This window comes from Echinicola pacifica DSM 19836 (assembly GCF_000373245.1).
In the GTDB taxonomy this organism is placed as follows: Bacteria; Bacteroidota; Bacteroidia; order Cytophagales; family Cyclobacteriaceae; genus Echinicola; species Echinicola pacifica.
The window spans coordinates 53,445-66,335 of record NZ_KB890755.1 but is presented as its reverse complement, the minus strand read 5'-3'; the positions used below and the strand labels follow the sequence as shown (position 1 = coordinate 66,335).

7 protein-coding genes are annotated in these 12,891 nt (G+C 47.5%); all 7 read left to right on the top strand.

Features of this window, described 5'->3' with window-relative positions:
- The first annotated feature begins 27 nt into the window (after positions 1–27).
- The 7 genes from B050_RS0116255 (at position 28) to B050_RS0116225 (ending at position 12,454) form a co-directional block, all read left to right on the top strand.
- On the top strand, positions 28–1,386 hold the full coding sequence (locus B050_RS0116255) for a sulfatase-like hydrolase/transferase (RefSeq protein ID WP_018475007.1): 1,359 nt from the start codon (positions 28–30) through the stop codon (positions 1,384–1,386).
- 16 nt (positions 1,387–1,402) lie between these two features.
- Entirely contained in the window at positions 1,403–3,223 is a 1,821-nt protein-coding gene (locus B050_RS0116250) for an arylsulfatase (RefSeq protein WP_018475006.1), read from the top strand.
- A 4-nt stretch (positions 3,224–3,227) separates the two neighbouring features.
- Positions 3,228–4,112: an alpha/beta hydrolase gene (locus B050_RS0116245; RefSeq protein WP_157492847.1), complete on the top strand. Its 885-nt coding sequence runs from the start codon at positions 3,228–3,230 to the stop codon at positions 4,110–4,112.
- Between the two features lie 187 nt (positions 4,113–4,299).
- The gene (locus tag B050_RS0116240; RefSeq protein WP_026235956.1) at positions 4,300–7,035 is read left to right on the top strand and encodes a heparinase II/III family protein; all 2,736 of its coding nucleotides are present in this window, start codon (positions 4,300–4,302) and stop codon (positions 7,033–7,035) included.
- A 25-nt stretch (positions 7,036–7,060) separates the two neighbouring features.
- A complete protein-coding gene (locus tag B050_RS0116235) occupies positions 7,061–9,037 on the top strand; it encodes a heparinase II/III family protein (RefSeq protein ID WP_018475003.1) in 1,977 nt (658 codons plus the stop codon).
- A 165-nt stretch (positions 9,038–9,202) separates the two neighbouring features.
- Positions 9,203–10,633, top strand: a complete 1,431-nt coding sequence (locus tag B050_RS0116230) for a right-handed parallel beta-helix repeat-containing protein (protein WP_018475002.1) — start codon at positions 9,203–9,205, stop codon at positions 10,631–10,633.
- Between the two features lie 177 nt (positions 10,634–10,810).
- Positions 10,811–12,454: a sulfatase family protein gene (locus B050_RS0116225; RefSeq protein WP_018475001.1), complete on the top strand. Its 1,644-nt coding sequence runs from the start codon at positions 10,811–10,813 to the stop codon at positions 12,452–12,454.
- Positions 12,455–12,891 lie beyond the last annotated feature (437 nt).

Below are 12,891 nucleotides of genomic sequence, written 5' to 3'. Positions count from 1 at the left end.
GTTTCTCATAACCCTAAATAACTTAAAATGAATACGGTGAAGATAAAGCAAAACTGCTATAGGATGATTCTCGGATTGGGGATGCTGCTTCCGGCATGGGGGCAGGCACAGACTGCTCAGCCCAATATTATTCTGATTATGGCAGATGATCTGGGTTATGGAGAGCTGTCTTGTTATGGCAGCAAAACGGTTCACACTCCCCATCTGGATCAATTGGCAGCGAATGGAATCCGGTTTACGGATTTTCATGCCAATGGGCCGGTTTGCAGCCCCACACGAGCAGCATTGATGACTGGCAAGTACCAGCAGCGAACAGGAGTGGAGGGAGTAATCACCGCCGCCGATCACCGAGAGGTGGGCTTATCCCTGGAAGAGGATACGATGGCGGAGGTGCTCAGTAATGCCGGCTACCAGTGTGGAATGTATGGAAAATGGCATTTGGGATATGGCAGGGAATATAATCCTACATTTCAGGGTTTTGACCAGTTTGCAGGTTTTGTAAGTGGCAATATTGATTATCATTCCCATATCGATCAGGCGGGCTACCTGGACTGGTGGCAGGGTAAGGAGATCAAGGACGAACCGGGCTATACCACCGACTTAATCACGTCCTATGGACAGCAGTTTATTATAGATAACCATCCGAAGAAGACAGGAAAACCGTTTTTTCTGTACCTGGCTCAGGAGGCGCCGCATTATCCTATCCAAGGGAGAAATGACGCTCCTCTTCGCGTGGAGGGCAGCGGGGATTTTATCAGAAAGGTGCCCAATGATAGCGTGGCCAGCATTTATACCGAGATGATAGAGACGATGGATGAGGGCATAGGAGAGCTTATGAAGACCTTGGCAGAGGAAGGATTATTAGAAAATACCATTGTGGTGTTCTGCTCAGATAATGGTGCAGCAGGAGGAAGAGGGGATAATGGCCCGCTGAGAGCCTCCAAAGCCTCCATATATGAAGGAGGACATCGCGTGCCAGCCATTGTATATTATCCCGGCAAAATAGCAGCAGGTACGGTCAGCGAGGAAACTGTCCTGACGATGGACCTGCTCCCCACCTTTGTGGATTTGGCAGGTGGCGGGACCCAAAACCTCCATTCGGATGGCATAAGCCTTAAGGATCATTTTCTTACCGGTAATGCCATTAGTTCAAGAGACGTTTTTTGGCGTTTTAAGGGTAAGGCAGCCGTTCGTACCGGCGAGTGGAAACTGGTGGTAAACCAAAAAGAAGGAGATAAGAAAGCCGAATTGTATAATCTGAGCACTGATCTTTCCGAGAGCAAGGACCTGGCTAGCCGCCATCCTGAGATCGTGGTGGATATGCTCCATAAGTTGCAGGTCTGGGAAAAGGACGTCAGTGCAGGAGTAGAAATAATATCAGAATAACCTAAATAAGTACCCGATGATACGAAAATCAAGCTTATATAAAAAGACCCTGGGCATGATCGCCATTGGTTTATTGATTGTTTCTGCGGCCTTGCAGGCACAGGAGAGAAGCCAGCCCAATGTGATCCTGATCCTGGTGGATGATCAGGGATATGGAGACATCGCCAGTCTTGGAAATCCCTATATCAAGACTCCAAATATAGATCAGCTTCACTCGGTAAGTGCACGATTTACGGATTACCACGTAAATCCCACCTGCGCACCGAGTCGTGCAGCCTTACTTACCGGACATAATGCCAATCGTGCAGGGGTCTGGCACACCGTCAATGGTCGTTCCTTATTGCTGGAGCGAGAGGTGACTGTGGCCCAGATCATGAAAGACAATGGCTATAAAACAGGGATATTTGGCAAATGGCATCTGGGAGATAATTATCCCTTCCGCCCGGAAGATAAGGGCTTTGAGGAAGTGCTCGTGCACGGCGGCGGCGGCATTGAGCAGACCATGGATTATTTTGATAATGACTATTTCAATGATACCTATCTTCATAATGGCAAGCTAGAGAAATATGAAGGCTACTGCACGGATATATGGTTTGAGGAAGCGATGGATTTTATGGAGGATAATGCCGACGAGCCTTTCTTCTGCTACTTACCCACCAATGCGGCCCATTCCCCTTATTTCGTGGAGGACAAATATATAGATCCCTATCGGGACAATGAGAATATTCCTAATGCGGCATTTTATGGTATGATAGCCAATATTGATGAAAATATCGGCAAGCTAATTTCCTTCCTGGAGGAGAAGGAGTTGAAGGAGAACACCATTTTGATATTCATGACGGATAATGGTACTGCCCAGGGGGCGAAGGTAGTAGGTGATAGGCTGGATGGTTTTGTGAGCGAAGGATATAATGCGGGAATGCGTGGTATCAAAGCCAGCAAATACGAGGGAGGCCATCGTGTGCCACTCTTCATCCACTGGGAAGCCGGAGGGATCAGTACCGGTAAAGATATCAATGAGCTGACGGCGCATTATGATGTGGTGCCCACCTTGATAGAAATGTGTCAGCTGGAGGTGCAGGCCGAATTATCCTTCGATGGCAGCAGCTTGCTGCCTCTAATCCATGGAGATAAAGCGAACTTTGAGGAGCGTATAGTGATTACCAATTCGCAGCGGACCGAGGTGCCGGAGCCATGGAGAAGAACCTCCCTGATGCAAGGGAAGTGGAGGCTGATCGATGGAGTGGAGCTATACAATCTGGAAACAGATCCCGAGCAGCGCACGAATATAGCGGAGCAACACCCTGATAAAATGGCTGCGTTTACCGCTGCCTATGAAGAATGGTGGAAGGAGCTCCTCCCCGGATATGAAGATCAACCTCGCATCTATCTGGGACATGAGGAGGCTAATCCAGTGAAGCTTTATAGCCACGACTGGCATACCGAGGAGATCAGCCCCTGGCATCAGCGCCATATACGGGAGGGATTTATAGACAATGGCTTCTGGACCGTGCGTGTGGAAGAAAGCGGAGACTATAGAATACGGTTGCGTAGATGGCCTGAGGAGACCGGACTGGCCCTAAATGCCCCGGCACCGCCAAGACCAGCGATACCCGGCACCTCCGTTAGCGAAAGTAAAGCAGGGGTGGCACTTAATATTAAGGAGGCTAGACTAAATGTTCAAGATGTCGATTGGATAAAACCGGTGGAAGGAGACCATGAATTTGTCGAATATACTATTCACTTACGAAAAGGGGACACCTTCTTGAAAACATGGTTTATCTTAGAGGACGGACAGGAGCTTGGAGCTTATTTTGTAGAAGTTAAAAAAATATAATAGTATGAAGAATTACCTTGTATTGATTGCTCTATTTATGGTCAGCCTGGGAGCAGCAATGGCCCGGCAGTCGGCTACGATCGCGGCAAAAATAGACATCGAAAATTCCTTTGACCTTATCTATAAGGTGGTCGATGAGGATACCTTAAAATTGACCTTTACCTATCCTGAGGAATTTGATGAGGCACAGGATTACCCCACCATCATCTTCTACTTCGGTGGAGGATGGAATGGCGGTACGATCGAGCAGTTTCGCCCACAGGCCAATTACTTTGCCTCCAGAGGCATGATCACGGTATTGGCCGATTACCGGGTGAAGTCCAGACATCAGACCACTCCCTATGAGGCGGTGAATGATGCCAAGTCAGCCATGAGGTTTTTGAGAGAAAATGCCGGGGATTTGAATATAGACTCAGATCGGATAGTCGCCTCTGGTGGCTCTGCCGGCGGCCACTTGGCTGCTGCCTGCGGTACGCTTCCAGGTCTGGATGAAGAAGGAGAAGATCTTTCTATCAGCGCAGTCCCCAATGCCCTGGTACTTTATAATCCAGTGTTTGATAATGGCCCCGATGGCTTTGAGCATAAGCGGATGGGTGATCGTTATTTGGAGATATCTCCTGCTCATAATATCACCGCCGGCACACCGCCTACCGTGGTGTTTCTAGGTACTGAGGATCATCTGATTCCAGTATCCATAGCCGAAAACTATAAGGAAAAAATGGAGGAGGTAGGGAGCCGATGTGACTTGCACCTTTACGAAGGACAGGGCCATGGCTTCTTTAATAATAATAAAGGTGATGGCATATATTACCGCCTCACCACCATAGAGGCAGATTTATTCCTAGCCTCTTTGGGCTATATCGAAGGGCCTCCGACGATGCAGAAATAAACTAGAGCAAGCTCTTAAGCTCATATTTATAATCAATGGAATTCCCCTTTACGGGGTTTTCCATTGACTTATTTCCGATTGAGTTTTTTTTATTTAATTCAAGTAAAAGGTTTTATATTGGAGAATAGATGGGAGAAGAGGGCCCGGTGAAATGTATATAAATGAATAATCATCAAATTAATTCAAGATGAAAAAGCTTATAATTTTGGTTTGGGGTATATGTGTCACGGGGCTGAGCATGGCGCAGCAGGAAGTGCAAATTCCCCTGCCTGATCATTTTTCCACCGATTACCCTAGACTCCAATCTTTCAGTCAGAATGAGCTTCAGTCAAAGCTGGGAGCTGGCAGCCGAGAGGGACAGATTGTGGAAGGCCTTCACGAGCGCATCGATCCTTATATTGACCAGTATAAGCAAGACCCCGAATGGATGGTGTCGCGATTACAGATGTACTGGAGCAGCAAGGCCACCAAGGTGTATATTGATGGGATAAATTATGCCTATGCAGAAGGAGAAGCGCCGGTGCCAACGGTGAGGTTTTCAGGCTCTCGCGATCCTGTTACCCCATTTGGCAGACCAAAGCTGGAGGATGTCCTTCCTTATATGGATGATGAGCGTGGATTATATTTCCATAATAGAGCCAAGGAGGGGAATCCTCTGGAATGGGTACAACAATCGAAAACTGGCAAGGGGATCGAGAGCATCAACCAGGAAATTATAGGCTATGCGCGGGATGCAGCTTTCTTATATTGGCTGGAAGAAAAGGAGACCTATGCTCAGTTTTCCTTTGAGCTCTTTGATACCTATATGGCAGGGATGTATTACCGGGAGGAGCCTATCGACATCTCCAATAGCCATATCCAAACCTTGGTGGGGCTATCCTCTTTTCAGGTGATTCATGAGAATATCCTGGTGGACTTATCAGAGCTATACGACTATTTGCATGGATATATCAGGGAAAAGCATCCTCAAAACATCGCTAATTATGAGGCGACCTTCAAGAAGTGGGCGGACCTGATTATTCAGAATGGCGTGCCCCAGAACAATTGGAACCTTCACCAGGCCAAAATAATCCTTAAGGTGGCCATGATCTTACAGGATGACCAAAACTATAAAGATAAAAAAGGCCGACAGTATTATATAGATTATTTACTCAACCAGACTTCTGCCCGGCAGTGGTCATTGACCAAATTCCTGTCCTACGGATATGATCCTGAAAATGGCGTTTGGGCAGAATGCCCAAGCTATTCCATGGGGGTGACGAAGGATCTGACTCATTTTTACCGGGATTTTTATAAGTCCTTGGACTTCAATATCCTTCCCTATACCCCTACGATCAGGAAGGCAGTCGAAATGCTTCCGCAATACCTATTTCCAAATGGCCAGATTACGGCCTTTGGCGATTCCTATTATGGGCCAGTGGATACCCAGCCGATGGCGGATTTGATCTGGATCGCCCAGCAGTCGGGTGATGCGGATTTGGAGAAGGAATTTACGGGTATGTACCGATTATTTGAGCCAAATGCGGGTGCTACTAAGTCTGAGAAAAGACCTCGGCCTTCCATCGCCTCCTTCACCGAAGGCAGCGCATTGGAGCTAAACCCTGCCTATCCAGCGGCCGGGATGGACGAATATATCAGTCAGACTTTCTATGCTCCCAATATAAGCTGGCATGTGCAGCGTACAGGCATGGACAAGGAGAATGACCTGATGGTTTCCCTCTCCGGATCGCTCGGCAATCATATGCATGCCAATGGCATCAATATGGAATTATATGGCAAGGGTTTCGTATTAGGGGCTGAGTCAGGCAGGGGCTCGAGTTATTTCCAGCCAGACTACCTGGAATATTACTCCCAATTTCCCGCTCATAATACCGTCATGGTGGATGGCATCTCCTCTTATCCTGTGATGCTGAGTAATCATGCCTATGACCTGATCGCAGAATACCCCGCTTCTGGGCAGAAAACTGGTTTTTATCAGGACCTGACTTTTGCGGAGGTGTATTTCCTGGAGCCTGAGAGCCGCAGTGATCAGCAAAGGCTGGTCAGCATCATTAAAACCAGCGAAAGCAGCGGCTATTATCTGGACATATTCCGCTCCCGGAAGCAGCGAAATGGAGACAAATATCATGACTATTTCTACCATAATCTCGGGCAGACCCTGGAGATATTAGGAATAGACGAGCAGCCTTTGGCGCTGAAGCCCTCAGAAGAAATGGCCTTTGCTGGTGGACATTTATTTGCCCTTGATTACCAATGGGACAAGCAGTCGGTGAAGACCAATGCAGACTATCAGGCTCGTTGGAAGGTGGATTTTCCAGAGAATGAAGAGGATATTTATATGAATTTATGGATGAAAGGCATGGAGGGACGCGAGGTGTTTTCCCTCAAATCTCCCGCCACCACCGCCTTCAAAAAAGGACATGATTTCCCCTATGATGTTTCTCATTCCCCCTATTTGACCCTAGCGGCCAGGCAGCATGGAGAGGCTTGGGACCATCCTTTTATCAGCGTGTATGAGCCATATACCTCTACCCAGGGGAGTGCCATCGCATCTATCTCTGGCTTCGAAGATGAGAATGGTGCCTCGGATTTCGTAGGGGTGCAGGTGCAGCATAAATCTGGGCGTGTCGATTATCACTTTTCCTCGCATGATCATAAGACCGCCAAGTACCAGGAGATGACCAGCAATGGAGATTTTGCAATGGTGGCAGACAAGGGAACTGAGGATTGGGTATTATTCCTTGGGAATGGCAGCCTATTAAGCGCTCTAGGTTTAGAAATCAAAACCGAAGAACCGGGGAATGTGCTGCTGGAAAAGGTCGCAGGTAAGTATTACCTCCATAATGAGGTGTCCATAAGCCTTAGGATTAATAGCAAAACCTACCAGTTTGAAGCTGGGGGATATCAGGAAATTAAGTTTTAACCGCATAGCACTAAACCCGGAATAAATGCATTCTATCCATCAACTCATTCTCCGCCTAATAGTAATAGGGATTTTACTACCTGCTGCGGCTTTTGGGCAGCAGAAGAAATCAGATTCTAAACTAGACATCGCTAAGTACCTGTCTCTCACCGAAGGGAAGGAGATCTACCCCAATGAGGCCCAGCTGGCGATGCTCCAGGAGCTATTGCCCACCGGCGCTTACCAGCCGGCCGAGCCCATTTCTGACCGCAACTATTGGCAGCAAATAGCCGGTACTAGTTTTGGCAAGAAAACCCTTGAGGAAGCACTTTCTTTTATGGAGGTTCAGCCTGAGGTACCCATATCCGACTCCATCTATAGGCTAGCCAATAAGGAGGGGAATCGGGGTATCTATAAGCCCCGCTATTACCGCAGTATGGATCGTCTCGAGAAGCTCATTGTGGCGGAATGTATCCAAAATAGGGGGGAGTATTTACCACAAATAGAAGTGTATATCCGGGCGATTATGGAGATGAAGTCCTGGCTGCATCCCAACCATGATGATGCCGAAAATAGCGTGCTTGAAGGCCGCCGAGTGGCGATAGACCTTGGTGCCAGGAAGTTTGGATTGGTCCTGGCCCTTGCTAATAGTCTGTTGGAAGACCGCCTCTCCACGGACTTAAAAACCGACATCAGGGAACAGCTGGAATGGAGGATTATCGACTCTTATCTGGCCTCCTGTAAGGAAGAAGATCCCATCAGTAATTCCTGGATACGCTCCACCAGCAATTGGAATTCGGTCTGTACAAGTGGCAGTGTGTTTACTACCTTGGTAAGTGCCGAGAAGGACGAGGATCGGGTGGCAGCGGTAGGCTGTGCACTGAATAGCATGAGGTATTATTTATCAGGTTTTGGGGAAGATGGCTATTGCTCCGAGGGAACAGGCTATTGGAGCTATGGTTTTGGGCATTATTTGTATTTGGCAGAATTATTATCAGACTATACCGGGGGGAAGGTGGATCTATTTGAGTTTGACAATCCTGAAAAACTCCAGCGAGTGGCCAATTTTCCGGAAAACTATCAGCTGTATCCAGGCCTTTATGCTCCCTTTTCGGATGGGGTGACGAGGGTCAAAGATGATAGCGATAACTTCGCTTATTATATGTCTGCCGCGCATTATGGGTCAAATAAGCCTGAAAAATTTATCGTGGATGAGGTGGTGGAAGCCCTGATAATATGGTCAGATTCATCGCGATATTTTTCTGCAGAGCAGGAGGAGATCGTCTTGCCGGAGGTAACCTATTTTGATGATTTCGGAATTGTATTATCCCGGGGTCAGCAGCAGGTGCCTTTTTCGATCGCGATCAAAGCTGGCCATAATGCCGAAAATCACAATCATAGCGATGTGGGTAGTTATGTAATCACCATTGGAGATGGGTTGATTTCTGGCGATATAGGCGCCCCATCCTACAGGGCTGGGGCTTTTTCGAAGGACAATCCTGCACGAAGCTCCTGGGGGCATCCGGTGCCCAAGGTAAATAACAGCCTTCAAAGCAATGGTGCAAACCACTTTGGTCGCATACTATCCACGAACTTCACCGATGAGGAAGATCAGGTGGTGATGGACTTAAAGCCCGCTTATTCAGTGCCCGGGCTGACCAGCCTCACTCGTACCATGACCAATCAAAAGTCGGGTGATGGGACCATCATAATTTCAGACCATTTTTCTGCTGAGAAACCCATGGATTTTGGGCTTGCCATCATGACCCTGTCGGACTATGAGCTCCTCAATTCCCGCACGGTACTATTGGACAATGGAGATCATAGGATCAAAGTAGAGGTGCTTGGCGAAGGGATAAGCCTGCACGATGAGCTCGTACCGGTGGAGCACCTGCGAGAGGGTGGCCCGGCATATAGGATCGGTGTGGACCTGGATAAGCCCGCCTCTTCGTCGACCATTACCATTAAGTTTACGCCTGTTTTCAATGAACTAGCCGAGTCGGGATCGATAGGTACGAGGTAGCAGGCGTCTAGCTTTGATCCTCATTATTTGCTGTATGGAGCGAGGTATTTGGCTGGCGCCAAAAATGATTATTCGTTCCAAAACATAAATGATGGTCATCCACAGACAAAGTAATAAGCCACAAGTCGGGGCTTATCATTAGAATAGAATTTAGCATTATAAAATATGGATATGTATAAGCAATGGATACCCCAATGCCTTTTTATGGCACTCTTCATGATTTCCTCCGTCAGCATGGGTCAGACTCTGGTGAGTTCCCTGGAGGAATTACTTCCCTATCTCGATAAGGATGAGGTGCATGTGAAGCTAAAGCCTGGCAGCTACTCCATCACTGCCAGAGAGGTGGAGGAAGGTAAATACACCTCGGAGACGGTGATCGCAGGGAGAGACTGTAAGGTGCTATTATTATTTGAGGGGAACAATAGTACTTATGACTTCACCGACGTCACCCTCAATGTGGAAACTGCCGTGTTTAAGTCCTTCGGAAATCATAAGGTGTATGAAATTCAGATTATTGGCAACCATAATATTCTCAAAAACCTCAGGTTGGTGGATGATGGATCTGTCCATGATGCCCCAACCAAAGGAGCCTGTAATATCGTGATGGATGGCCGCTCAAATCGGGTGGAGGGATTTCACATTACGGTGAAAGGTTCTTTTCCTTATGGCTACGGAGATGCCTTTGGCAAAGGGGGAGGGCCAGTCATCGCTCATCAAAAGCATAGCGCACTGCTGATCCGTGGGGAGTCAAATCATGTGAAAAACTGCACTTTGATCCATAGGTCCTATGGTCACTGCATCTTCATGCAGGCTGCCAGCAATCCACTGGTGGAGGGCTGCTATGTGGAGGGAGAAATGCGGTCCACAGACGATATGCTTGCGGAAGAGGGCAGTGGATCGCCTGCCGATAAGGTGGGCCTCATGACCGCTTGGGGCTATAAGCTTCCCGCTGGATATATGTTGAGCCTTGGGGAAGCGGGAGTGCGCGCATATAATGCCGGCGAAACCGTGATCGATGGCTTGGAATACGAGCGCGGAACCTCCAACCCAACCGTATTAAACTGTACCATCAAATATATGCGGACTGGCGTGACGCTGGCTCATGCTACTGGAGCAAAATATGTGGAAGGCTGCACCGCCATCGGATGTGAGAATGGCTATTCCCTAGGCTCCGGTCAGGTGGTGAATTGCAGTGCAGATGCCACCTATGGTCCTGTATATCAGAGTACCTATAATAATGATAAGCAGTTCGATGCGGATATCACCATTCTTCCGGCCATTGATGAATACTATAATGGCATGCATAGCGTGGCATATATTGCGGGCAGCAATCATACGATTACCTTGAGAAATTCTGAGGCCCAGGTGAATCCCGACCTGAAAATCCAGATGGGAGGCGATAAGGGCAATATTAGGTTATTTCATGGAAATAATGCTTCCCAAAACCACCACGAAGCCCGCAATATCACCCTGAACAACCTGACAGGATACCCAGTGTACCTGCCAGCAAGCAGCAAAGAGGTGAGCGGCCAGTCTTGCGGAGAGATTCATGATCAAGGTCAGGACAATACCCTACAGCGCATTTCCTGTGAATAGCCATGAGGAAGGGCTTTCTGCAATGCTGTAGCCAGGAAGGGAGAAGATCGGGGTCCAGAGTAAATTTATGAGGATCATAAATCTACTTCAGGAAAAAACCTACTCTTCTTGCCAGCCAATAGCTGAAATATTCCGATTGGAAATATATAATTGAGTATTGTTTTAAATAGTCTTACGATGAGAAATAAAAATCACTATTTGATAGCTGCCCTGCTGGTATTGGGGATTTATTCTTGCTCCCAAAAGGAGGAAACCCAAGCTGATAAGCGCCCCAATATCCTTTTCATCATGTCTGATGACCATGCCTATCAGGCCATCAGCGCCTATGATGATAAACTGCTGCAGACCCCCAATATTGATAGGATAGCGGATGAGGGGATGCTTTTTACCAATGCCTGCGTGAGTAACTCGATTTGCGCTCCCTCCAGAGCCACGATTTTGACTGGGAAGCATACGCATATCAATGGCAAGATTGATAATCTAATGCCGTTTGATACCAGTCAGGTGACCTTTCCGCAGATTTTCCAGCAGGAGGGCTACCAGACGGCCATGTTTGGCAAACTTCATTTTGGCAATAATCCCAAGGGAGTGGATGAGTTCATGATTTTGCCCGGTCAGGGCTATTACCTTAATCCGGATTTTAATACCCCTCGTGGGGATACCACCATCATGGGCTATGTGACGGATATCATCACGGACCTGACGCTAAATTGGCTGAAGGACGAAAGAGATCCTAGGAAGCCCTTCATGATGATGTATATGCATAAGGCACCACACCGTCCCTGGTGGCCAAATCCAGAGAAATTTGCTGAGTTTACTCAGAAGCAATTCCCAGAGCCCGAGACCCTTTTTGACGATTATAGTAACCGCGGTACTGCGGCCAAGGACGCTGAGATGAACCTGCTTACCCATATGATGTACAGCCATGATAGCAAGGTGAGACCTGAGGTGCTGGAGCGAATGGGAGAGAAGGCAAGCCCAAAAGTCGAGGAGTTTGAGAATGGTTTCTATGGCCCTTATGGTCGGGCTACTGCTGAGCAGAAGGCCAAATATGATCTGGTCCTGGATGGTATCAATGCTGATTTTGAGGAGAACTGGCCTTCTATGACGGAGGAGGAGAAGATGCGGTGGAAATACCAGCGGTATATGCAGGATTATCTGGCTTGTATCTCCTCTGTGGATGATAATGTAGGCAGGGTCCTGGATTATCTGGAGGAAAGTGGCTTGGCTGAGAATACCATCGTGGTCTATACCTCTGATCAGGGCTTTTACCTTGGGGAGCATGGTTGGTTTGATAAGCGATTTATCTATAATGAATCCTTCAAAACTCCTCTGCTGGTGAAATGGCCGAATGTCATCAAGCCAGGAACGACCGAAGACGAAATGGTGCAAAACCTTGATTTTGCTCAGACTCTACTAGCAGCTGCCGGTATCACTGCTCTGGACGACATGCAAGGGGAGAGCCTGATGCCTCTGCTTACTGGGGCCAGGGAGCAATGGACTCGGGATGCGGTTTATTATCACTATTATGAATACCCCAGCGTACATATGGTAAAACGCCATTATGGCATCGTCACCAAAGAATTTAAGTTGGCTCATTTCTACTATGATATTGATGAATGGGAATTATACGATCGGGCGAAGGATCCGCTGGAAATGAATAATGTCTATGATGACCCTGCCTATGCCGATAAGGTGCAGGAGCTAAAATTGCAGCTGGATGACTTGCGCGCTCAGTATAAAGACAGCCCCGAGCTGGACCAAAAATACATCCAGATATATAAGGATATGCAGGTCAAAAAAGACAATGATTTCTGGTAGGAAAATTATTTTTGTTGGAAGGCTTGGCCATGGACTGAAGGAAAGTATAGCCGCGTAGAGGGAGGTACTTTTCTCTAAGGTGTACAAATTACCTAGTACAGTCTCCAGTCCACAAGGGGTCCTGTATTGGCTCCCTTGTGGACTGGGTATTGGCGGGGGCTTTAATGATAACCTTCCTTGCTAGGATTAAATGGTCATTGTGAATCTCCTCCTTTATCAGGAGAACTTATTTCAGTATGAAAATAGCTTGGAAATGTGGACATAATGCTGAGTTTATTTCACTAATAAATATTCTTAATATAAGTGGGAAATAGAATAAAAAGCAGATGATTGGGTGCATCGCAGGACTGCCTTTGGCCGATGCAGGCCTCCTTGAGTATAGGCCGCCAATGAGGTTTTATTATGATTTGAAGACAGAGCCTCCATTCTATTACAGT